Origin of the sequence: Rhodococcus sp. CH91 (assembly GCF_022554085.1) — a bacterium.
Taxonomy (GTDB): Bacteria; Actinomycetota; Actinomycetes; order Mycobacteriales; family Mycobacteriaceae; genus Rhodococcus.
The window spans coordinates 13,517-34,770 of record NZ_JAKFYR010000003.1 but is presented as its reverse complement, the minus strand read 5'-3'; the positions used below and the strand labels follow the sequence as shown (position 1 = coordinate 34,770).

Sequence of the window (21,254 nt, the reverse complement as noted above, 5' to 3'; positions counted from 1 at the left end):
TCCGGTGAATCCGCTGCCGCTGTGGGAGGCTGCGGCGCACAGTGGACGGTATGACGATCACCGGCCAACTCGTGAGCTTCGTTCCGAGCACCGACCTCGACGTCTCGGAGATGTTCTACATCGACACCCTCGGTTTCCCGAAGATCTCCCGCGATCCGTTCGCGCTCGTTCTCGACGGCGGTGACGGCGCACCCGTGCGGGTCACGCTCGTGCAGTCACGCGAGGAAACCGGATACACGACGCTGGGCTGGCGGGTTCAGGACCTCGACGGCGCCGTCGAAGGGCTGCGCGAACGCGGTGTGGAATTCGTGCGGTACAGGGGCATGGACCAGGACGACCACGACGCGTGGACCGCCCCGGACGGTATGCGCGTCGTGTGGTTCCGCGACCCGCACGGAAACGTCCTCTCGCTGATGGAAGAGCGCGCCTGAGGGACGTCAACTCACGAAAGCGCCCCACGCGAAGCCCGTGAACAGCACCGCGAAACCACCCATCTCACCGACGACGAGCGCGGTCATCGCCGCGCCCGTCCCGCGCACCGGATGCGCGAACTGGTTGGTGGTGTCGCGCAGCGCGCCGTGCACGACGTAACTCGCGACGGCTCCGACGAAGAACACCACGATCACAGCGGCGGCCGTGAGGTTCACCGGCGTGGGCCACGCGCTGAGCTCGACGAAGACGGCGACGAGCAACGTCGCGAAGGAGTACATCAGGGCCGAGCGGTGTGCGATGTCGACGTAGGGATGCGCGAGATGGTCGTCCGACGTCGCCATCTGCCGGTATTTCCACACGCCGAGACCGAGCGCGAGGAGGAAGATCAGCCCCGCGGCCGTCAATGTCAGTTCGGTGTCGACTCCCAGGGCCATCGCGCCAGTATGGACGCTCCGTCTCAGCTGCAGCCGCTCGTGTTCCCACAGGACGGACATGCGTGGCAGGAGCCGGCGCGTTGCATCCGCACGCCGCACTGCATGCAGTACGGCGCGTCCGGGTTCGACGGTGACGGGGCAGCGAGCCCGACCGGCGAGTCCGTACTCGTGGTGCGAGGAGCAGCCGGTGGCGCGTCGGGTTCCGGTGCCGGAAACGTGCCGGTGTACGGGGTGAGCATCGGGCCGTCCGGCGCGGAACGCTCTGCGCCGGTGAGAATACCGAGTTCGGCCCGCTCGTCGGTCTCGAGATAGTCGACCGCGAGCCGTCGGAAGATGTAGTCCAGGATCGACGTGGCGATCCGCAGGTCCGGGTCGTCGGTGATACCCGCCGGCTCGAAACGCGTGCTCGTGAACGCGCGGACGAACGTCCGCAGCGGAACCCCGTACTGCAGACCGTAACTGACCGACATCGAGAAGGCGTCCATGATTCCGGCGAGGGTCGATCCCTGCTTGGACACCCGCAGGAACATCTCGCCGGGACGACCGTCGTCGTACTCGCCGATCGTGACGAATCCCTTGCAGTCGGCGACGCGGAACTCGAAGGTCCGCGAGTTCCGCGTGCGGGGGAGACGTTCACGGCGAGGACGCGCGGAGGGCGTCGCCGACTCGGCGGCGGCCGGGCGGGAGGAGGCCGACAGCGGTTGTCCGATCTTGCAGTTGTCGCGATAGATCGCAAGGGCTTTCACGCCGAGGCGCCATGCGTCGACGTACAGGTCGGCGATGTCGTCGGTCGTCGCGGATTCGGGCAGATTCACGGTCTTCGAGATCGCACCCGACAGGAACGGTTGCACCGCGGCCATCATCGCGACGTGACCACGCGGTGAGATGACGTTCTCGCCCATGGAGGTCGCGAACACCGGGGCGTGCTCGTCGCGCAGATGGGGTGCACCCACGAGATCGTGGTGCAGATCGAGATGCGCGACGACGTCGGCCACCTCCGACGGGCTGTAACCCAGACGAGACAGTGCGCGTGGCACACTGCGATTGACGATGGTGAGGGTGCCACCACCGACGAGCTTCTTCGTCTTCACGAGGCCGAGATCCGGTTCGATACCGGTGGTGTCGCAGTCCATGGCGAGTCCGATCGTTCCGGTCGGAGCCAGTACGCTGACCTGACTGTTGCGCACACCGTGTTCGGCGCCGTCGTCCACCGCGCGGTCCCACGCCTGCCGTGCCGCCGCGAGTATCTCCGCGGGGGCGAGACCCGCATCGATGTCGTCGAGGGCTCCACGATGTTTGCCCAGCACGTCGAGCATCGGCGTCCGGTTCTCGACGAACCCGTCGAACGGGCCGAGACGCCGCGCCAGATCGGCCGACACGGCGTAGGCGTGGCCGGTCATCAGCGCCGTGATCGCCGCGGCCGTGGCGCGACCGGCCTCGCTGTCGTAGGGCAGACCCGACGCCATGAGCAACGCACCGAGATTGGCGTATCCGAGCCCGAGTTGCCGGAAGCGCCGCGACGTCTCACCGATCCGGTCGGTGGGGTAGTCGGCACGGCCGACGAGAATCTCCTGGGCCGTGAGCATCACCGCCACCGCATGCCGGAAGCCGGCGACGTCGAAGATGCCGTCCTCCCGGAGGAAGGTGAGCAGATTCAGGCTCGCGAGGTTGCAGGCCGAATCGTCGAGATGCATGTATTCCGAACAGGGATTGGACGCGTTGATCCGGCCGGTCGCAGGCGCGGTGTGCCAGCTGTTGATCGTCGTGTCGTACTGGACGCCCGGGTCGGCGCATTCCCACGTGGCGGCCGCGATGCGCTGCAACAGCTCCCGGGCGCGTACCGTCCTCACGGTCTCGCCGGTGATCACGGCACGCAACGGCCATTCGTCGTCGGCCACTGCGGCATTCATGAACTCGTCCGTCACCCGCACCGAGTTGTTCGCGTTCTGATACTGCACCGAATGGATGTCGGTGCCGTCGAGGCCCATGTCGAAACCCGCTTCGGCGAGCGCTCGTGCCTTGCGTTCCTCGATCGCCTTGCAGTCGACGAACTCCTCGATGTCGGGATGGTCCACGTCGAGGATCACCATCTTCGCGGCCCGCCGGGTCTTGCCGCCGGACTTGATCGTTCCGGCCGAGGCATCGGCTCCTCGCATGAAACTGACCGGTCCCGAAGCGTTCCCGCCTCCGGCCAGCGGTTCGGCCGACGAACGGATGCGCGAGAGATTCACTCCCGCTCCGGAGCCGCCCTTGAAGATCACCGCTTCCTGCCGGTACCACTCGAGGATCGAATCGATGCTGTCGTCGACCGAGAGAATGAAACACGCGCTGGCCTGTTGCGGAGTGTTCGGCACACCGATGTTGAACCAGACGGGACTGTTGAACGAAGCTCGCTGGTGCACCAGCAACCAGGTCAGCTCGGCGGCGAAGGACTCGGGATCGTCCAGGTGACCGTCGGTATGTCCCCACGCGGTGATCGTGTCGACGATGCGAGCGATCACATCGCGCAGGGAGTGTTCGCGATCGGGACTGCCGAGCCTGCCGCGGAAGTACTTCTGGGTGACGATGTCGGTGGCGTTCTGCGACCAGGAGGCGGGGAACTCCACGTCGGTCTGCTCGAAGACCACGCGGCCGGTGCCGTGGTGGACGATCCGCGCATCGCGCCGCTGCCAGTCGACCGTGGCGGCCGGATCGGAACCCGGGGTGGTGAAGTAGCGCACGTCGCCCCGGATCTCGCCGTTTCCGGCGTCGGGTGCGCTCCTGCGACTGCTGTGAGGCTGGGCACTGCTCATCGAGTCCCTCCCGGGGCCGTGGTCCGGTGGCACATATAGTCCCACCATGGTCTCACCGCGTCTCGGTACTCCGCTGTCTTCGAACGCCACGAAGGTCCTCCTGCTCGGCTCGGGCGAGCTCGGCAAGGAAGTGGTCATCGCGCTGCAACGGCTCGGCGTCGAGGTCGTGGCCGTGGACCGCTACGCGAACGCGCCCGGACACCAGGTCGCGCATCGTGCCCACACCATCGACATGGGAGACCCCGAGGCACTGCTCGCGCTCATCGAGTCCGAACGGCCCGACCTGGTGGTGCCGGAGATCGAGGCGATCGCCACCGATGTGCTGGCCATCGTCGAGGAGCGAGGACTCGCCGAGGTCGTTCCGACCGCCCGGGCCACGCAGCTGACCATGAACCGCGAGGGCATCCGCCGCCTCGCCGCCGAGGAACTCGGCCTGCCGACCTCCCCGTACCGCTTCGCGACCAGCCTCGAAGAGGTTCGGGAGGCGGCCGAACAGGTCGGCTTCCCGTGCGTGATCAAGCCCGTGATGTCGTCCTCCGGCAAAGGTCAGTCGACCGTCCGGTCCGCCGACGATCTTGCCGGTGCCTGGGACTACGCGCTCACCGGCGGCCGCATCGACCGCGGCACCGTCATCGTCGAGGGGTTCGTGGACTTCGACTACGAGATCACCCAGCTCACCGTTCGTGCGGTCGGGGCGTCGGGCGAGGTCGAGACGTACTTCTGTGAACCCATCGGGCACCTGCAGCGAGACGGGGACTACGTCGAGTCCTGGCAGCCGCAACCGATGAGCGAGACCGCCCTCGCACGCGCGCGTGAGGTCGCGGCGGCGGTCACCGGTGCACTCGGTGGACGTGGCGTGTTCGGCGTCGAACTGTTCGTCAAGGGCGATGAGGTCTACTTTTCCGAGGTCAGCCCGCGTCCGCACGACACCGGCCTGGTCACCCTGCGCACCCAGCGTTACTCCGAGTTCGAATTGCACGCACGCGCGATCCTGGGTCTGCCCGTCGACACGACTCCGATCACTCCCGGGGCGTCGGCGGTGATCTACGGCGGAGTCGACGCCGTGGGGATCGCCTTCGACGGGGTGGCGGAGGCACTTCGGGTGCCCGAGACCGACCTCAGGCTGTTCGGCAAGCCCGAGTCGTTCCGGCGTCGCCGGATGGGCGTGGCCGTCTCCACCGGCCCCGACATCGAGACCGCGCGGGCCCGGGCGGCCGAAGCGGCATCACTGGTACAGCCGGTCGTGCCGTGAGCGTCGGGGGCGAACTACTCGTCGGAGCAGCGATCCTCGTCGGTCTGCTCGGGATCGTCCTGCCGATCCTCCCCGGCGTCCTTCTGATCTTCGCCGCGATCGCGGTGTGGGCGTTCGTCACGGGCGGAACCGCGGCATGGTCGGTGCTGGCGGTGGCGGCCGTGGCCCTGCTGGTCACCGGGATCGTGAAGTACACCTGGCCCGGTAAGCGGCTGCAGCAGGCCGGAGTACCGAACCGCTCGCTGATCGTCGCGGGACTGCTCGGGATCGTCGGATTCTTCGTCGTTCCCGTCGTCGGTCTGTTCCTCGGTTTCCTGCTGGGCATGTATCTGTCGGAGGTGCAGCGGCACCGCACGCACCGCGCGGCGTGGGTGGCCACGGTGGCGGCCACGAAGGCGGTCGCGCTGTCGATCCTCGTCGAACTGCTCGGGGGTCTCGTGGCCGCCTCGGCGTGGCTCGGAGCGGTCCTGTTCACCTGAACCGGGCGCCGCGAACGCAACGAGGGACCCGTCCGGGTGGACGGGTCCCTCGTTGTGCAGTGTGTGGGTCAGGCCCTGCCGGTCACGGCACCATCAGGCCTTGTCGGGCTCGGACGCACGGAACATGTCCTCGCGCTCGACGACCTTGACCCGCTCGCGGCCCTCGGCCTCACCGAGGCTGCGCTCGTGCGCGTCGAGGCGGTACCAACCCTGCCAGGTCGTGTACGGCAGCTGCTTGTCCTCGAGGAACTTCACGATCGCGTCCTCGGACGGATCCTCCGGGTCGTTCAGCCGTCCGGCGGCACGATCCTCGAGCAGGTTCGCGACGGTCTCGTTCGCGTCGCCCTTGGTGTGGCCGATCAGGCCCACAGGGCCGCGCTTGATCCAGCCGGTGACGTAGGTGTACGGCAGGAACCGGTCCGGGCCCTCGGCCGCCTCGTCGGCGAGCACGCGTCCGGCCTCGTTGGGCACGGTGCCGGCCTGCTCGTCGAAGGGCAGCTTGGCGATGTTCTGCGACAGGTAGCCGACCGCGCGGTAGACGGCCTGGACGTCCCAATCGCGGAACTTTCCGGTGCCGCGGACGTTGCCGGTGCCGTCGAGTTCGGTGCGCTCGGTACGGAGCCCGACGACCTTGCCGTCCTCACCGAGGATCTCGTGCGGGGACTCGAAGAAGTGCAGGAACAGCTTGTGCGGGCGGTCTCCCACGTCGCGGATCGCCCAGTCCTGCAGGGTGTTGGCGACCATGTCGACCTGCTTGGAGTTGCGGCGGGCCTGTTCGGAGGCCTCGTCGTAGTCGATGTCCTCCGGGTCGACGATGACCTCGATGGTGGGGGAGTGGTCGAGTTCGCGTAGCTCGAGGGGCGTGAACTTGGCCTGCGCAGGGCCGCGGCGACCGAAGACGTGCACCTCGACGGCCTTGTTGTTCTTCAGACCCTCGTAGACGTTCGGCGGGATCTCCGTCGGCAGCAGTTCGTCGCCGGTCTTGGCGAGCACACGCGCGACATCGAGCGCGACGTTGCCGACGCCGAGGACGGCGACCTTCTCGGCATCGAGCGGCCAGGTGCGCGGCACGTCCGGGTGTCCGTCGTACCAGGACACGAAGTCGGCGGCGCCGTAGCTGCCGTCGAGGTCGATACCGGGGATGTTCAGGGCGCGGTCCGCGTTCGCGCCGGTGGAGAAGATCACCGCATCGTAGAAACGCTGCAGGTCGTCGAGGGTGAAGTCGGTGCCGTAGTCGAGGTTGCCGAGCAAGCGGATCTGCGGCTTGTCGAGCACCTTGTGCAGGGCGGTGATGATGCCCTTGATGCGCGGATGATCGGGAGCGACACCGTAACGGATCAGACCGAACGGTGCCGGCATGCGCTCGAACAGGTCGATGCTGACCCCGGGATCCTGCGCAGTGTCGGACTTCATGAGCGCATCGGCGGCGTAGATACCGGCGGGACCGGCACCGACGATCGCGACGCGAAGGGGACGAGTCTGATCGGTCATCAGGGGATCAACTACCTCTTCGGTGTGCGGACGGACATATCCAGCTTAAATTAAGGCTGCCCTCAGCGGGCTCGGCGCAGGTCGCGCAGGGATGACGGCGAAGGAAGAGACATCGAGCCGTCGAGCGAATCGCTTCAGCGACAACACATGTGGGCACCCATGCGGCACAGGTCGACGGCGAGGCGTCGGACGAGCTGCGTGGTGGCCATGCACAATTCCTACCTCACGAGGGTTTTTGGGGCAAACGCGGCCGTGACAGGCGCCGATTCCGCTCCCACTAGGATCGGCAGTATGGCGAAGCGCGGAGCACCCGAACCCGATCCCGGTCCGGATCCGGACGGCCCGACCAACAACAGTATGGGCCCCTTCCTCGGAGCCCTCGCTGTGCTCGTGGTGCTCGTACTGATCGTCTTCGGCGCGCAGATTTTCTCCCCGCCCGGCGACGAACTGACCGACGACGACATGGTGCGTCGCGCGGTCACCGACTACGTCAACGCCCACAACGAGAACGACGAGCCGATCCTCGACCGGCTGCGCTGCGCCGACCTGCCCGCCGAGGAAGCCCCGCTGGCGGACGTCGACGGACGCGTCGAGCTGCAGGCCACGCAGAACATCTCCGTGGACGGGGACCGGGCGACGGTGGACGTCCGTGCCGGGATCGACGGCGAGCCGCAGACCGAGACATGGCAGGTCGTCCGTATCGACGATGTGTGGCGGGTCTGCCGCTTCTGAGGCGGTGCCGCGTGCACGTGAAGGCGTGAGCTGTGAAAACATGGTCGGGTGAGCTACGCAGGTGATATAACGCCGCAGCAGGCATGGGACCTGCTGCGGGACCATCCGGATGCCGTGCTCGTCGATGTACGTACCGAGGCCGAGTGGAAATATGTCGGGGTCCCCGAGACCTCGACGCTCGGCCGCCGGACGGTGTTCGTCGAGTGGGTCCGCTACCCCGACGGTGCCCCGAACCCGACGTTCGTCGAGGATCTGCGGGCAGCGGGTATCGACAGCGGACCGGTGATCTTCCTGTGTCGCTCGGGCCAGCGCTCGATCGGGGCCGCCGAAGCGGCCACCGCCGCCGGCCTGGCCCCCGCCTACAACATTCTCCAAGGATTCGAAGGCGCGCTCGACGGTGAGGGTCATCGCGGCGCCGAGGGCTGGCGGGCCGCGGGCCTGCCGTGGAGGCAGTCGTGAGTTCCATCCCCCAGGGCGGTGCCTTCCAGCGGGCGCTTCCCGATACCGTTCGTCCCGCCACGCTCGGTGTGCGCGGCGGCACCCTCCGTTCGGGCTTCGAGGAGACCTCCGAGGCGCTCTACCTCAACTCCGGTTTCGTCTACGAGTCGGCCGAGGCCGCCGAGGCCGCCTTCACCGGTGAGGTCGACCACTTCGTCTACTCGCGTTACGGCAATCCCACGGTGAAGATGTTCGAGGAACGTCTGCGCCTGCTCGACGGCGCCGAGGGGGCCTATGCCACCGCCTCGGGAATGTCGGCGGTGTTCACCGCGCTCGCGGCGCTGCTCGGCAAGGGAGATCGCCTCGTCGCCGCGCGCAGTCTCTTCGGCTCGTGCTTCGTCGTCTGCAACGAGATCCTGCCCCGCTGGGGCGTCGAGACGGTCTTCGTCGACGGCGAGGACCTCGACCAGTGGGAGAAGGCGCTGTCGGTGCCCACGACCGCGGTCTTCTTCGAGACCCCGTCGAACCCGATGCAGACCCTCGTCGACGTCCGCCGGGTCTCCGAGATGGCGCATGCCGCAGGCGCGAAGGTGGTGCTGGACAACGTCTTCGCCACCCCGCTGCTGCAGCGCAGCCTCGATCTCGGGGCCGACGTCGTCGTCTACTCGGGCACCAAGCACATCGACGGCCAGGGGCGTGTGCTCGGCGGTGCGATCCTCGGGCCCAAGGACTACATCGACGGCCCGGTGCAGCAGCTGATCCGTCACACCGGGCCGGCGCTGAGCCCGTTCAACGCGTGGACCTTGCTCAAGGGTCTCGAAACCATGCCCGTGCGGGTCCGCGCGTCGGTCGACTCCGCACTGCGTATCGCGCAGTTCCTCGAATCGCAGGATGCGGTCCGCTGGGTCAAATATCCGTTCCTCGAATCGCATCCCCAGTACGAGCTGGCGAGGTCGCAGATGAGCGGCGGCGGCACGATCATCACCTTCGAACTCGACGCCCCCGAGGGAGACGGCAAGAAGCGCGCATTCGAGCTGTTGAACAAGCTGCGCATCGTCGACATCTCGAACAATCTCGGCGACGCCAAGTCGCTCATCACGCATCCGGCGACCACCACTCACCGTGCGATGGGGCCGGAGGGCAGGGCCGCGATCGGCCTGTCCGACGGGGTGGTGCGGCTGTCGGTCGGTCTCGAGGATCCCGAGGATCTGCTCGAAGACCTCCAGCAGGCGCTGTCCTGACCTGGTACGCCGTGAGTTACGCTGCGGGTGTCCTGCCGTTCCGGTAGGACACCCGCTGCGTTTTCGGTGAAGCCGGTGCGAATCCGGCGCTGTCCCGCAACTGTGAGTCCCGGTTTCTCCGGGCGAGCCAGGTCAGCCGGCGTGGAGGGTCCGTACGTACTGGTCCTCGGACGAAGGACGGGACGTGCCGCAACGCATCGTTGCAGCCGGACTGTTTTCGTCCTCCGAGTAACGGAGGATGGCTGTGCCCCTCGACAACACCCGACGGCTGCTCGCCGCCGGAATCGCGACAGTCGCGCTGTTCACCGCAGCGTGCGGCAGTGACGATCCGGCTGCCGGCGGCGATGCCGCATCCGGAACGGCCGCCGATGCCCCGCAGGCCATCGTCTCGCTGAGCCCGACCACCACCGAGATGCTCTACGCCATCGGTGCCGGCGACCAGGTGATCGCAGTCGACGACCAGTCCGACTACCCGGCCGATGTGCCCGTCACCGAGCTGTCCGGTTACACCCCCAACGTCGAAGCGGTCCTCGGCTACGAACCCGACCTGGTCGTGGCCACCGCCGACACCGCCGACCTCGTCGCCGGACTCGAACAGGCCGGCGTCGAGACGCTGATCCTTCCGGCCGCGGAGAACCTGGACGACACCTACACCCAGCTCGAACAGCTCGGAGTTGCCACCGGCCACGTCGCGGACGCCGCCGGGCTCGTCGCGCAGATGAGGACCGAGATCGACGAGATCCTCGCCGGGCTTCCCGCCCGGGAGACTCCGCTGCGCTACTACCACGAGCTGGACAACACCTTCTACTCCGTCACCGACGACACCTACATCGGCGAGATCTACTCGATGCTGGGACTGACGTCCATCGCGACGGGCGGCAACGGCTACCCGCAGCTGTCCGCCGAGTACATCCTCGAACAGGATCCCGACGTGATCTTCCTTGCGGACGGGCAGTGCTGCGGAGTGACACCCGAGACGGTCGCCGAGCGCGCGGGCTGGAACGAGCTGACCGCCGTGCGCGACGGGCACGTCTACGTCCTCGACGAGGACATCGCGAGCCGCTGGGGTCCGCGCGTGGTGGACCTGGTGCGCGAGGTCGCCCGGGTCGTCGGTGGCATCCCCGCGGCTCAGCCCACGTCTTGATCCCGCTGTCGCGCAGCATCCGCTCACTGCCGCACGGTGGAGGGCGGATCTCAGCGCGTCATACGCTCGTACTGGCGGGGGCGGTGCTCGTCCTGCTCGCCACGATGCTGCTCGGCATCCTCGTCGGCCCCGCCGGTCTCACTCCCGGCGGCGTGCTTCTCGACATCGCCGATCGGATGCCGTTCGTCGACGTCGACTCCGGACTGAGCACGCGCCAGCAGGCCATCCTGTGGAACATCCGGATGCCGCGCGTCGTGCTCGGGGTGCTGGTCGGGGCGATGCTGGCCATCGCGGGGGCGGCCTACCAGGGAGTCTTCCGCAACCCGCTCGCCGACCCCTATCTGCTCGGGGTGTCCAGCGGTGCCGGTCTCGGCGCCACCCTCGCCATCGTCGTGGGTGGGGCGGCCGGGTTCGCCGGTGTTCCTCTCGCGGCGTTCGCGGGAGGACTGCTCGCCGTCGGCGCGACCTATTCGCTCGGCCGCACCGTCGGCGGCAGCCGATCGGAGGTCGTGATCATCCTCGCCGGTGTCGCGGTCGCGGCATTCGCCAATGCGATCCAGACCTTCTTCATGCAACTCCACGACGACACCCTGCGGCAGGTGTACTCGTGGATGCTCGGACGCCTGTCCACCGACGGCTGGTCCGATGTCACGATGATCCTGCCCTACGTGGTGGTCACGGTGGCGATCATCGCGCTGCACCGGCGCACGCTCGATGTCATGGCGGTCGGTGACGTCGAAGCCGCGAGCCTCGGTATCGACCCGGCACGCGTGCGCTTCCTGCTGGTGGGCGTGGCAACGCTCGGTACCGCCGCGGTCGTCTCCGCGAGCGGTCTCATCGGTTTCGTCGGAATCGTCGTGCCCCACGCGGTCCGGCTTCTCGTCGGCCCCGGCCACCGGCTCCTGCTACCGCTGTCACTGCTGGTGGGCGCGTCGTTCCTCGTCCTCGCGGACGTCCTGGCGCGCACCGTCATGTCGCCCGCGGAGTTGCCGATCGGCGTGGTGACCGCCGCGATCGGCGCACCCTTCTTCCTGATCGTGCTCCGACGAAGTCGAGGTGTCCGATGAGAGGTGATGTCCTCGCCGCGGGGGGCGTGTCGGTGTCGTGCCGCCGGTTGAGCGCCTCGCGCGGCGGTGTCGAGGTGCTGCACGAGGTCGATCTGAACGTCGTCGCGGGTTCCTGGGTGTCACTGGTCGGACCCAACGGATCGGGGAAGACCACGCTGCTGCATGCACTGGCCGGATTGGTACCGGCCTCCGGACGCCTCGAGGTCGCCGGAGTCGTACCCGGGCGTGCCGGGCGGCGGGACATGGCGCGCGCGGTGGCCTTGATGCCGCAGCGTCCGGTGGTTCCCGAAGGCGTCACGGTCCGGGAACTGATCCATCTCGGGCGCACCCCGCACATCCCGCGCTTCGGTTCGGAGACGGCGCACGATCGGGAGATCGTCGACCGGGTCGTCGAGCGTCTCGAGCTCGAGGAGTTCGCGCCGCGGCTCGCCACCGAGTTGTCGGGCGGCGAACTGCAACGTGTCGTGCTCGCTCGCGCTCTCGCCCAGCAGCCGCGGGTTCTCCTCCTCGACGAGCCCACCAGTGCTCTCGACATCGGGCATCAGCAACAGGTGCTCGAACTCGTCGATTCGATGCGTACGGAGGGCGAACTGACGGTCATCGCCGCGATGCACGACCTGACCTCCGCCGCGCAGTACGGAGAACGGCTCGTGCTGCTCGAGCACGGCCGGGTCGTGGCCGACGGCGCGCCCGCCGACGTGCTCACCGCCGAGCGTGTCGCCCACGTCTACGGCGCCCGGGTGGAGATCCTCGACCGGCCGGCCGGTCGCGCCGTCCTTCCGTTACGCGACGATCGGGAGGGACGCTGATGGAGGTCCTACTCCTGGGCACCGGCGCGGCCGACGGGTGGCCGAATCCGTTCTGCTCGTGTGTATCCTGCTCGGACGCCGCGCGCCGCGGGGAGATCCGCGGGCAGACGGCGGCACTCGTCGACGACGTGTTGCTGCTGGACTGCGGGCCGGAGGCTCCGCGCGCCGCCGTGCGCTACGGCAGGACGCTCGCGAACGTGCGGCACATTCTCCTGACGCACGCCCATGCCGACCATCTGGGACCGCAGGCGCTGCTGTTCCGGTCGTGGATCGAGGGGTGCGGCGAGCTCGAGGTGATCGGCCCTGCCGATGCCCTCGATACCTGCCGGCCGTGGGTGGGCCCCGGCGACCCCGTGCGGTTCGTGCCGGTCGAGCCCGGTGCGCGGATCGCGGTGGGGGAGTACGACGTGCGCGTCCTTCCCGCTCGGCACAAGGTCTTCCGGGACGGCGACGCCGTGCTGTACGACGTCACGGGCCCCGGCGGGTCCCGGTTGCTGTGGGCGTGCGACACCGGGCCGTGGCCGCAGGAATGGTTCCGCGCGGTGCGCGACGCGCAGTTCGATGCGGTGTTCCTCGAGGAGACATTCGGCGACCGCTCCGAGTTGTCCGACGGTCATCTCGGACTCGCCGAGTTCGGTGCGATGGTGGACGGGTTGCGCGGCGTGGGTGCCGTCACGGCGGAGACCGATGTCGTCGCGGTGCACCTGGGACATCACAATCCGGACATCGGATCACTCCGGAACCGGTTGCAGCAGTTCGGTGCTCGTGCGGGAAGCGATGGTGAGGCGGTGCACGTGGGTGGAGGATCTGCCGCAGCGGCACATCGGACGCTCGTGCTCGGGGGTGTGCGCTCGGGCAAGTCGCGCTACGCCGAGGACATGCTGGCTGCCCACCGCACCGTCACCTACGTCGCCACCGGCGGGACGCGCGAGGGTGACTCCGAATGGGCCGAACGTGTTGCGCTGCACCGGGAAAGGCGACCGGATTCGTGGTCGACGATCGAGACGGTCGATGTGGCCGATGTGCTGCGCACGGCCACGGATCCGCTCCTGATCGATTGCCTCGGGACCTGGCTGACGGGGAGGTTGGATCGCCACGGCGTCTGGGAGGGTGGCGACCTCGGGCCCGTCCGTTCCGACATGGAGGACTTGCTCGCCGCGTGGCGGGAGTGCGCGGTACCGGTCGTCGCCGTGAGCAACGAGGTGGGCAGCGGGGTGGTTCCGGCGACATCCTCGGGACGGTTGTTCCGCGACCTGCTGGGCCGGCTCAACGCGACGGTCGCGGAAGTGAGCGAATCGGCAGTGCTCGTGGTCGCCGGAATTCCGTTGATTCTGAAATAGAAAGAACGCCCTCGTCCGGTTGCGTCGCCGTGCGGTTGACCGTGAGCACCTCTCGGTGCACATCATCTCGAGGGTCTCCGTGTGTCGGATGTCGAGGAGGTCCTCGCCGACGGAGGAACCGCGGCCGTCGGCTCAGCGACCGGGGAACGTGATGTGGGTACGCCCTTACCGACCGTGTTCGACCCCGTAACCACCTACTCGGGCTGGGTGACCTTCGACGTCACGAACAGCGGAACCGGCGTGTCGCTGCAGGAGAAAGTTCGCAGGGCAAAAGTGAACTTCGCAGCCCTGGAGGACGACCTCCAGGGCTGCGAGCTCTACTGTGGCCCTGCAAGCTTCGGATCATCCCTCCGATCCATCGTCGGGAGGCGGCTCCACGGCGGGCTCGGGAAGATCGGCGGACGGCGAGGTCGGCGGAGGTGGTGCCGGAGCTTCTTCCGGGACGGGAACCGGTGCGGGCTCGTCGACCGGCGATGGGACAGGGTCCGGCAACGGGGCGGGGGCAGGAGGGGGAGCGGGGGCCGGCTCGACCACTGCGGTCTTGACCCACGAGCCCCCTACTTCGGTGATCACCCAGCTCCCCGAGCTTCCGGTGATGTGCAACCGGTCCGTCTCCGTCGCCCACCTGAGCGTGTCGTTCACAGATGCGTCGGTGCGATACTCCTCGTCACCGGGCGCGGAGGTGATCACGGCGTGGATCCCGTCCTCCGATCCGACGAGACGCGCCGAGTACAGGCCGGACGGTGAGCGGACCGCGGCGGTCAGCGCCGTCTCCTCGGGCGCGGACGGTGATCCGGGCGGTGCGGGACTGCTCTCGGTGGTCACAGCGCCCGGAACGCTCGAGGCCGCAGCGCTCTCCGGGGGGACGGACGTCGTCGGGGCCGCAGGCACCTGTGGCAACGAGCGTGCTCCTGCCGCGGGGGCGGAGCATGTGACACCGGTCGTGGCGGTCGTGCTCACGCGATATGCGACGAATCCCGTGGAGTACGAGCCTCCTTGAACGGATCTGACCTCGGCGACGACAGTGTCGGCGGTGATGAGAGCGGTGTCGAGATTGGTCCGGGAGATCCTGCCGGTCACCGGCTGCCCTGCGGTCGCCGGGGTGGCGGTGACGGTGGTGGCATAGACGATATTGCCGTTCGACGGATTACGCGCGGTGACGTGATAGGTGACGCCCGTGCCGACGTGCGGCCACGTCAACACAGCCGTGGTGCCGCTGCCTGTACCGGTGGTGGAGCAGGTGACGGAAGCCGGCGGCGCCACATAGGTCGGAGTCCCGTCACGTTCACCGCTCGGGCTGCAGTTGAGATCCTGGTTGTGGTTGCCTGCCGACAGAGGCTGGGAGACGAGGCGGCCCCGCCACGCTGCCGACACGGCGCCTCCCGGCAGCATGGTGTGTACTTCCGCGTTGTACTGCCAGATGACGCTGCGGCGGGGAAGGCCGGTGCCGTAGAGGTCGTACGTGATCGTGCTGCCCGCTGCCACCGTGATGTTCGTGACGTCGGCGGTGCGCCACACCCGGCCGTCCAGGTCCCGCAGGATGATCCGGTACTGATAGGGCGCTCCCAGATGGGTCCATCTGAGCGTGACCGGATCGGGCAGGTCGGCGACGGACTTGCTGGTGCAGCCGACGGTCCCCGAGATTCTCGGTACGTACTCGGCTTTCGACGTGAACGCCCCACTCCTGGCGGTCGCGCTGTCCGTGAAGGTCGCCCCGGTTCCCGGCGTGTGTGCGATGCCGACCGCGGACACGATCACGAGTACGGCGAGCGGGGTCGCGGGAACGGAGGTGTTCGTGCGCACAGGACCGTTCGGGCGCATCGCGATCCGGACGAGGACAGCGGACAGTATCGCCAGCACGAGAAGACCGGGGACGGTCCGGAGCCACGCCACGAGATAGCCGAGACCGTCGACGTGGAAGAGGACGCGTTCCGCCGAGCTCACCCCGTAGCTTCGGGCGTCCGGTTCCGGATTCGCATCACCCTGCAGCCGCAGGAGTGCCGTGTTTCCGGCGATCGACTGCACTTCCACGATCCGGTGGGTGACACGGCTTCCTTGATCGTTGATCACACTCACCACATCACCCGCCCGAAGTTCGGCCGCAGGGACGTCCCGTGCGATCGCGAGCGCGCCCGACGGGATCGCGGGCGCCATGGAACCCGAACGGAAGACCAGGGGTGTCACGCCGAACAGAATCGACACGACGGTGGCCAGGATGCACAGACTGCCGACGACGGCGCCGACGGTCAGCGCGGTGTCCCGCCATCTGCGTGCGGGTCGCGTCTCGATCCCGTGTCCGTTCACTGCGGCCTCACACGGTGGTCTGCGCGGCGAAGGTGAACACGAGGGCGGTCACGCTCTGGTTCTGTGTGGTGAGCGGCGCCGAGGCGGGAAGCGACACGACCATGCAGAGTGTCTCGATACCGGTCGTCGCGGCGAGGGGACGCGCCGTCGTGACGAGGGGTGCTGTACTTCCCGCAGCCGGGTTCGCCTGCCCGATCTGCGTGCCCGTGCACGATCCCGTGCGCATGCCGCCCGCGGTGGTGTTCGACGGAGTTCCCCCGCTGAAGACTCTGAGCTGGAGGCTGTTCGCCAGTGCGGGGCTTCCCACAGGCGTGGCGACACCCACCGTATAGAGGACGTCCATCGTCGACCGTGTGTTCTGGACCCGCAGACTCCCCGCCCGGCTCTCTCCCGGCATCATGCCCGACACGGTCAGATCGGAGAACGTGAAGGACTTCACGTCGTTCGCGCGGAGGTCGACCGTGCCGGTGCTGAATGTTCCCGTGGCAACAGCTGAATTCGCCCACGCAGCGAAGGTTCCCGCGGCGCCGAGTGCAAGGATCGTGCCGAGTGAGAGCAGGGCGCGTACCCGGACGGTGAACGCCCAACGGGCGCCCCGCGCGTACGTGCGCAGTCGATCGAGGACGTCATCTCCGGTGCGCATGGTCTCCTCTCGACGCCCGCTCCGCGCGCTCACGTCCACCGTCCCGGATCCCGCCGGCGAACAGAGTTGCCGCATAAGCGAACAGGACAGTGGCGATGATCCCGATCGTCCACGAGCGCTGTTGCCCGGTGAGCCAATTGTTCACGTAGCCGAGATAGGGGATCGAATACCAGACCCGCCCTCGGATCTGCTCGTGGACGATCGGATCCTCGTCCGGGACGTCGTTGGCGTCGCCCCGGGTGATGTAGGTGCGTTTCCCCTTCGTGGACTGGGTGGAGGCGACGATCCGGTGTGTCACCACAGTGGGCTCGCCCGAACGCAACTGGTACGTCACGGGCATTCCGACCGCGAGCTCGTCGGGCTCGACCGGCACGACCACGATGAGGGTGCCGGGCGGATAGGTGGGATCCATCGACCCGGTCAGTACGGTGAATCGTTCGCCACCTGCCACCGCCGGAATCAGGATGGTGACCGCCAGCAGTGTGAGCATGGCGAACAGCAGGGCCCAGGTCAGTACGGAGCCGACCCACCAGAACGGCCCCGTGTGCTCGTCCCCGTCTCGCGAATCGTTCATGTCTTCTGCTCCACTCGGAATTCGAGCGCGAGTGCGGTCGACGCGCCTTGTGCTGCGTCGGCTCCGACGGTCGCCCGCAGGCACCACACCTCTGTGGTGCCCGGTGCGGCCGACCGTCCTTCCCCTGGAGCCGGAAACGCAGTCCAAGGCCCGTCGACCGTCGAGACCGGCGCAGCCACTGCTCCACCGGACGAGGTCGGGCATGCGTCGGCGGACCGGACGATCCACGCTGTCACTGCGATCGGCAGCTGCGGCGAACCAGGCTGTACTGCCTGCAGCCGGTAACGTGCTTCGACGTCACCTTCGACGGTGACCGTCAATGGCTGCTGCACAACGGATCCCCGCGACAGATTGGTGCCGCCGAAGTTCGACCACGTGTAGTCCTGGGAGCCCTGCGCCAGGATCGTGAGGCTTCCCGAGGTGATCGTCCCGCCGCTGATCTGTGCTCTGTCGCGCCACAGCGCGCCGGTCTGCTGAGTGGACCAGAGCGCCACCAGCAGAACCGATGCGACTGCGGCGATCCAGATCGATCCCCGCCTCATGCCCTTATGCGGGGTCGGGGTTCGTGTTCTGCACCAGATTCAGACCCAGATTGCCGAGGTCGACGGTTTGATTCTGGCCGGTCGTCCCCGACGTGGCGGAATCGAAGGTGACGGTGACGGTCGCCGAAATGGGCTGTGCCGTGCCGTCGTTGGCGGTGACCTGCACTCCGTCCGTCCCGCCCGAGAACGTTTGCCCGGCATAACTGGCATCGACGGTCGTGATCAACGCCTGTCGCAGTTCTGCGTCGCCTGTGACACCGTCGAGGTTGGCGGTGAGGGTGGCCTGCAGGTTGTCGCCCTGGGCGGTGAGTGTGGTGTTGCAGGTGTAGCGCACGGTGTCGCCCGGGACGATCCGGAACGAGGAGATGTCGCCGATCGGCGCCCCGGTGCCGACATCGGTCCACGTCCCGCCGCCGACGCACTCCCCGAGCGTCAGCTGACCGGACGTGATCGTTCCGGCGTCACCGTCGGTCTGGTCGTTCCAGAACGCCAGGCTGCCCAGCCCGCCCAGGAGCAGGATCGCTCCGGCACCTGCGGCTATCGCGCCTTTGGTCTGTTTTTTCATACGGTCTCCCCTCGAAGATCACGCTTTCCGGTTTCCGTTGGATACCCAATGTGATCTATTCCATACCTAAAGCCCGTCCCTTGTGAGGCATTTGCAATCAATAGGGACGGTAGGAAATGGTTTCGTTATCTTCAGGAAGAAACGACGAACTCCCACGGCTCAGAAGAGCAGGCGGTACAAGCCGACCAGTCCGACCACGACGATCACGATCCGCAACGCGGTCGGCGACAGGCGGCGCCCGTAGAGCGCACCGAGATGACCGCCGACCAGCGACCCCGCAGCGATCAATGCCGCGACCGTCCAATCGATCCGGTCGAAGGCGACGAGGATGTACGCGCCGGCGGCGACGACGTTCACGACCAGCGACAGCAGATTCTTCGCGGCATTCTGGCGCTGGATGTCGTCGTTCAGCAAGGCGCCGAACAGACCCATCAGGAGAATCCCCTGGGCGGCGGTGAAATACCCGCCGTAGGCGCCGACGGCGAAGGTACCACCGATGAGCAAGGTCGTCCGCACCGGTCCGAGTCGTCCGTCGGCATCGCCACCCGATCTGCGCGACACCCAGGCCTGGATCCTCGGCTGCAGCACGACGAGAACCAGCGCCAGCACGAGCAGGACCGGTACGACGGTCTCGAAGACCGTCTCCGGTAGGTGCAGCAGGAGCCAGGCTCCGAGGAGAGCACCACCGAACGACGCCGGGATCTGCCATCGCAGGCGAGTCCATTGCCCACGCAATTCGCGTCGGTATCCCCAGGTTCCGGATACGCCACCGGCGACGAGACCGATCGCGTTGGACATCGTCGCCGTCACGGGCGGCACCCCGAACGCGACGAGCGTCGGGAACGTGATGAGGGTGCCGGACCCGACGAGGGAATTGATGGCTCCGGCGCCCAGGCCGGCGAGGGCGACGAGGAACAGTTCGAGCGGGGTCACCGACCGGAGTCTACGTCTCGTCGGTCGCGGCCTCGTGGTCGCCGTTCGCGCGACGTCGCCGGTTCTGCCATGCGTTCCGGGGCTGTTCCGATCACGGTGAGAGAAAGGCTGTCCCGGCTGGTCGGTACTCCGTAGCTTGAGCCGCGACCAGCCGCCGAGCACTCGGCTGCAGCCCCGTGTGTCCGGTCCGTCTGCAGGGGGACGGATCGGACACGGAACTCTCCGCATCCCGAAAGGTCTCCGATGTCTGCTGTCCGCAGGATGTCACCGTGAGCGCGCCGACCGCCTATCGCGCCGACGCGACGATCGACCGTGTCGACGACGAAGATCTGGTCGTCGCTCGCACTCGGCACCCGTGGCGGTGGGTGAGCACTGCCGCAGTTCTGGTCGTGGTCGCACAGTTCGTGCACGGGCTCGCCACCAACCCGGGTTGGGATTGGCCCACCTTCACGCAGTATTTCACCGCCTCCTCCGTGCTGGCGGCGCTGTGGACGACGATCGAGCTCACTGTGTGGGGGACGGTCCTGGGTTTCGCGCTCGGTGTCGTCCTCGCCGCCGGCCGCCTGTCCGACAATCCTGTTCTCCAGGTGGTCGCGTGGACCTATATTTGGGCGTTCCGGTCGATCCCGCTGATCGTCCAGCTGCTGTTCTGGTTCAACATCGCGTACCTCTACAAGACGCTCTCGATCGGGATTCCGTTCAGGCCCGCCTTCTTCGAATTCGGTGTCGCCGGGGTGATCTCCGGATTCACCGCCGCCGTCATCGGGCTCGCACTGCATCAGGCCGCATATTCCGCCGAGATCATCCGGGCCGGCATCGTCTCGGTCGACCACGGACAGATCGAAGCCGCGAACGCCCTCGGCATTCCGCGCTATCGGCAGTTCACGAGAATCGTTCTTCCTCAGGCCATGCGCGCGATTCTTCCGAATGCCGCCAACGAGGTGATCGGTCTGTTCAAGGGAACGTCGATCGTGTCCACGATGGCCATCGCCGAACTCTTCTACCAGGTGCAGGTGATTTTCGGCCGCACCGGACGTGTCGTGCCGATGCTCATGGTCGCGACCGTGTGGTACATCGTCCTCACCACGATCCTGTCGATCGGGCAGTACTACCTCGAACGCCACTACGCGCGTGGTTCGGCGCGCGAACTGCCGCCCACGCCGCGGCAGCGTGCGGTCGCGAAGTGCCGGGAGATCCGCCGAGGCGGATTCAGCGTTCGCCGCGGAGAGACCGGATGACCGGGCCCGACGACGAGGCGGACGTCGTCGTCGACGTACGCGGCGTCCACAAGTCGTTCGGCCCGCTGCACGTCCTCAAAGGCATCGACCTCCGGCTGCGGAAGGGTTCGGTCACCGTGATCCTCGGGCCTTCCGGATCGGGCAAGTCCACGCTGCTGCGCACGCTCAATCACCTCGAGAAGGTCGACCGCGGCACCGTCCGGATCGACGGCGAGCTGATCGGTTACCGGCGCCGCGGAAACACTCTGCACGAGTTACGAGGCCGCGAGGTCCTTCATCAGCGCTCGCGAATCGGATTCGTCTTCCAGAACTTCTCGCTCTTCCCACACCTGACCGCCCTCGAGAACGTCGTCGAAGCACCGATCTCGGCGCAGGGACGAGACCGCGCGGAGGCCGACGCCGACGCCCGCGCGCTGCTCGCCCGGGTCGGCGTGGGCGACAAGCTCCACGACTATCCCAAGCAGCTGTCCGGCGGCCAGCAACAGCGCGTCGCGATCGCACGCGCCCTGGCCCTGCGGCCCGCCGTGATCCTGTTCGACGAGCCGACGTCGGCGCTCGATCCCGAACTCGTCGGCGAGGTCCTCGGTGTCATCCGCAATCTCGCCGCCGACGGGGTGACTCTCGTGATCGTCACGCACGAGATCGGTTTCGCCCGCGAGGTCGCCGACACCGTCGTGTTCATGGACGACGGCCTCATCGTCGAACAGGGGCCACCCCACGAGATCCTCGACGATCCACAGCAGGAACGCACCGTGTCGTTCCTGTCCCGCGTTCTCTGATTCCTGTCCCACAGCACTCGAGAAG

21 protein-coding genes and 1 riboswitch are annotated in these 21,254 nt (G+C 67.6%); of the genes, 12 read left to right on the top strand and 9 right to left on the bottom strand.

Features of this window, described 5'->3' with window-relative positions; all coding sequences use genetic code 11:
* Window positions 1-50 precede the first annotated feature (50 nt).
* The gene (locus MOM01_RS06935; protein WP_241384681.1) at window positions 51-431 is read left to right on the top strand and encodes a VOC family protein; all 381 of its coding nucleotides are present in this window, start codon (window positions 51-53) and stop codon (window positions 429-431) included.
* 6 nt (window positions 432-437) lie between these two features.
* Here the strand turns inward: MOM01_RS06935 and MOM01_RS06930 are convergent, their stop codons facing one another.
* Together MOM01_RS06930 and MOM01_RS06925 are read right to left on the bottom strand one after the other, a co-directional pair.
* Window positions 438-866, bottom strand: coding sequence for a hypothetical protein (locus MOM01_RS06930; protein ID WP_241384680.1), 429 nt, complete (start codon window positions 864-866; stop codon window positions 438-440).
* 23 nt (window positions 867-889) lie between these two features.
* Window positions 890-3,658 carry a vitamin B12-dependent ribonucleotide reductase gene (locus MOM01_RS06925; RefSeq protein ID WP_241384679.1) on the bottom strand — a complete coding sequence of 923 codons (2,769 nt, stop codon included), beginning with the start codon at window positions 3,656-3,658 and terminating at the stop codon, window positions 890-892.
* 46 nt (window positions 3,659-3,704) lie between these two features.
* Here MOM01_RS06925 and purT point away from each other — a divergent pair, with 46 nt between their 5' ends.
* Both purT and MOM01_RS06915 read left to right on the top strand, forming a co-directional pair.
* Window positions 3,705-4,910 carry a formate-dependent phosphoribosylglycinamide formyltransferase gene (purT, locus tag MOM01_RS06920; RefSeq protein ID WP_241384678.1) on the top strand — a complete coding sequence of 402 codons (1,206 nt, stop codon included), beginning with the start codon at window positions 3,705-3,707 and terminating at the stop codon, window positions 4,908-4,910.
* Window positions 4,907-5,389: a DUF456 domain-containing protein gene (locus MOM01_RS06915; protein WP_241384677.1), complete on the top strand. Its 483-nt coding sequence runs from the start codon at window positions 4,907-4,909 to the stop codon at window positions 5,387-5,389. Before purT ends, MOM01_RS06915 begins: the two co-directional genes overlap by 4 nt.
* Window positions 5,390-5,482: 93 nt before the next feature.
* Here the strand turns inward: MOM01_RS06915 and MOM01_RS06910 are convergent, their stop codons facing one another.
* The gene (locus MOM01_RS06910) at window positions 5,483-6,880 is read right to left on the bottom strand and encodes an FAD-dependent oxidoreductase (protein ID WP_241384676.1); all 1,398 of its coding nucleotides are present in this window, start codon (window positions 6,878-6,880) and stop codon (window positions 5,483-5,485) included.
* Between the two features lie 291 nt (window positions 6,881-7,171).
* Between MOM01_RS06910 and MOM01_RS06905 the strand changes: the two genes are divergently transcribed.
* The 7 genes from MOM01_RS06905 to MOM01_RS06875 all read left to right on the top strand — a co-directional run bounded on the left by MOM01_RS06905 (window position 7,172) and on the right by MOM01_RS06875 (window position 13,651).
* The gene (locus MOM01_RS06905; protein WP_241384675.1) at window positions 7,172-7,612 is read left to right on the top strand and encodes a nuclear transport factor 2 family protein; all 441 of its coding nucleotides are present in this window, start codon (window positions 7,172-7,174) and stop codon (window positions 7,610-7,612) included.
* A gap of 48 nt (window positions 7,613-7,660) precedes the next feature.
* A complete protein-coding gene (locus MOM01_RS06900; RefSeq protein ID WP_241384674.1) occupies window positions 7,661-8,071 on the top strand; it encodes a rhodanese-like domain-containing protein in 411 nt (136 codons plus the stop codon).
* A complete protein-coding gene (locus MOM01_RS06895; protein ID WP_241384673.1) occupies window positions 8,068-9,291 on the top strand; it encodes an O-succinylhomoserine sulfhydrylase in 1,224 nt (407 codons plus the stop codon). Before MOM01_RS06900 ends, MOM01_RS06895 begins: the two co-directional genes overlap by 4 nt.
* A gap of 24 nt (window positions 9,292-9,315) precedes the next feature.
* Window positions 9,316-9,446: riboswitch (cobalamin riboswitch) on the top strand.
* A gap of 83 nt (window positions 9,447-9,529) precedes the next feature.
* Window positions 9,530-10,435: an ABC transporter substrate-binding protein gene (locus MOM01_RS06890; RefSeq protein WP_241384672.1), complete on the top strand. Its 906-nt coding sequence runs from the start codon at window positions 9,530-9,532 to the stop codon at window positions 10,433-10,435.
* Between the two features lie 104 nt (window positions 10,436-10,539).
* Window positions 10,540-11,502 (top strand): FecCD family ABC transporter permease, encoded by a 963-nt coding sequence (locus MOM01_RS06885; protein WP_241385104.1) that lies wholly within the window; start codon window positions 10,540-10,542, stop codon window positions 11,500-11,502.
* Window positions 11,499-12,311, top strand: coding sequence for an ABC transporter ATP-binding protein (locus MOM01_RS06880; protein WP_241384671.1), 813 nt, complete (start codon window positions 11,499-11,501; stop codon window positions 12,309-12,311). Before MOM01_RS06885 ends, MOM01_RS06880 begins: the two co-directional genes overlap by 4 nt.
* On the top strand, window positions 12,311-13,651 hold the full coding sequence (locus MOM01_RS06875) for a bifunctional adenosylcobinamide kinase/adenosylcobinamide-phosphate guanylyltransferase (RefSeq protein WP_241384670.1): 1,341 nt from the start codon (window positions 12,311-12,313) through the stop codon (window positions 13,649-13,651). The genes MOM01_RS06880 and MOM01_RS06875 overlap by 1 nt, the downstream gene beginning before the upstream one ends.
* Window positions 13,652-13,993: 342 nt before the next feature.
* On the opposite strand, the gene MOM01_RS06870 is transcribed toward MOM01_RS06875, so the two are convergent.
* The 6 genes from MOM01_RS06870 to MOM01_RS06845 all read right to left on the bottom strand — a co-directional run bounded on the left by MOM01_RS06870 (window position 13,994) and on the right by MOM01_RS06845 (window position 19,212).
* Window positions 13,994-15,955: a hypothetical protein gene (locus MOM01_RS06870; protein ID WP_241384669.1), complete on the bottom strand. Its 1,962-nt coding sequence runs from the start codon at window positions 15,953-15,955 to the stop codon at window positions 13,994-13,996.
* Between the two features lie 7 nt (window positions 15,956-15,962).
* Entirely contained in the window at window positions 15,963-16,598 is a 636-nt protein-coding gene (locus MOM01_RS06865) for a SipW-dependent-type signal peptide-containing protein (protein WP_241384668.1), read from the bottom strand.
* A complete protein-coding gene (locus MOM01_RS06860; protein ID WP_241384667.1) occupies window positions 16,582-17,172 on the bottom strand; it encodes a signal peptidase I in 591 nt (196 codons plus the stop codon). Before MOM01_RS06860 ends, MOM01_RS06865 begins: the two co-directional genes overlap by 17 nt.
* Window positions 17,169-17,714: a hypothetical protein gene (locus tag MOM01_RS06855; protein WP_241384666.1), complete on the bottom strand. Its 546-nt coding sequence runs from the start codon at window positions 17,712-17,714 to the stop codon at window positions 17,169-17,171. Before MOM01_RS06855 ends, MOM01_RS06860 begins: the two co-directional genes overlap by 4 nt.
* Before the next feature lie 4 nt (window positions 17,715-17,718).
* On the bottom strand, window positions 17,719-18,279 hold the full coding sequence (locus MOM01_RS06850) for an alternate-type signal peptide domain-containing protein (protein ID WP_241384665.1): 561 nt from the start codon (window positions 18,277-18,279) through the stop codon (window positions 17,719-17,721).
* A 159-nt stretch (window positions 18,280-18,438) separates the two neighbouring features.
* The gene (locus tag MOM01_RS06845; protein WP_241384664.1) at window positions 18,439-19,212 is read right to left on the bottom strand and encodes a sulfite exporter TauE/SafE family protein; all 774 of its coding nucleotides are present in this window, start codon (window positions 19,210-19,212) and stop codon (window positions 18,439-18,441) included.
* Window positions 19,213-19,481: 269 nt separating this feature from the next.
* On the opposite strand from MOM01_RS06845, the gene MOM01_RS06840 reads away from it, so the two are divergent.
* Window positions 19,482-20,450, top strand: a complete 969-nt coding sequence (locus MOM01_RS06840) for an amino acid ABC transporter permease (protein ID WP_241384663.1) — start codon at window positions 19,482-19,484, stop codon at window positions 20,448-20,450.
* Window positions 20,447-21,229, top strand: coding sequence for an amino acid ABC transporter ATP-binding protein (locus MOM01_RS06835; RefSeq protein WP_241384662.1), 783 nt, complete (start codon window positions 20,447-20,449; stop codon window positions 21,227-21,229). Before MOM01_RS06840 ends, MOM01_RS06835 begins: the two co-directional genes overlap by 4 nt.
* Window positions 21,230-21,254 lie beyond the last annotated feature (25 nt).

Bases quoted from the DNA above. Each gene is read 5' to 3' on its own strand.
- MOM01_RS06860 (WP_241384667.1), bottom strand. From the start codon at position 17,172: ATGAACGATTCGCGAGACGGGGACGAGCACACGGGGCCGTTCTGGTGG.
- MOM01_RS06935 (WP_241384681.1), top strand. From the start codon at position 51: ATGACGATCACCGGCCAACTCGTGAGCTTCGTTCCGAGCACCGACCTC.
- MOM01_RS06905 (WP_241384675.1), top strand. From the start codon at position 7,172: ATGGCGAAGCGCGGAGCACCCGAACCCGATCCCGGTCCGGATCCGGAC.
- MOM01_RS06875 (WP_241384670.1), top strand. From the start codon at position 12,311: ATGGAGGTCCTACTCCTGGGCACCGGCGCGGCCGACGGGTGGCCGAAT.
- MOM01_RS06925 (WP_241384679.1), bottom strand. From the start codon at position 3,658: ATGAGCAGTGCCCAGCCTCACAGCAGTCGCAGGAGCGCACCCGACGCC.
- purT (WP_241384678.1), top strand. From the start codon at position 3,705: ATGGTCTCACCGCGTCTCGGTACTCCGCTGTCTTCGAACGCCACGAAG.
- MOM01_RS06865 (WP_241384668.1), bottom strand. From the start codon at position 16,598: ATGCGCACCGGAGATGACGTCCTCGATCGACTGCGCACGTACGCGCGG.
- MOM01_RS06855 (WP_241384666.1), bottom strand. From the start codon at position 17,714: ATGAGGCGGGGATCGATCTGGATCGCCGCAGTCGCATCGGTTCTGCTG.
- MOM01_RS06885 (WP_241385104.1), top strand. From the start codon at position 10,540: ATGCTGCTCGGCATCCTCGTCGGCCCCGCCGGTCTCACTCCCGGCGGC.
- MOM01_RS06835 (WP_241384662.1), top strand. From the start codon at position 20,447: ATGACCGGGCCCGACGACGAGGCGGACGTCGTCGTCGACGTACGCGGC.
- MOM01_RS06910 (WP_241384676.1), bottom strand. From the start codon at position 6,880: ATGACCGATCAGACTCGTCCCCTTCGCGTCGCGATCGTCGGTGCCGGT.
- MOM01_RS06890 (WP_241384672.1), top strand. From the start codon at position 9,530: ATGGCTGTGCCCCTCGACAACACCCGACGGCTGCTCGCCGCCGGAATC.
- MOM01_RS06880 (WP_241384671.1), top strand. From the start codon at position 11,499: ATGAGAGGTGATGTCCTCGCCGCGGGGGGCGTGTCGGTGTCGTGCCGC.
- MOM01_RS06850 (WP_241384665.1), bottom strand. From the start codon at position 18,279: ATGAAAAAACAGACCAAAGGCGCGATAGCCGCAGGTGCCGGAGCGATC.
- MOM01_RS06930 (WP_241384680.1), bottom strand. From the start codon at position 866: ATGGCCCTGGGAGTCGACACCGAACTGACATTGACGGCCGCGGGGCTG.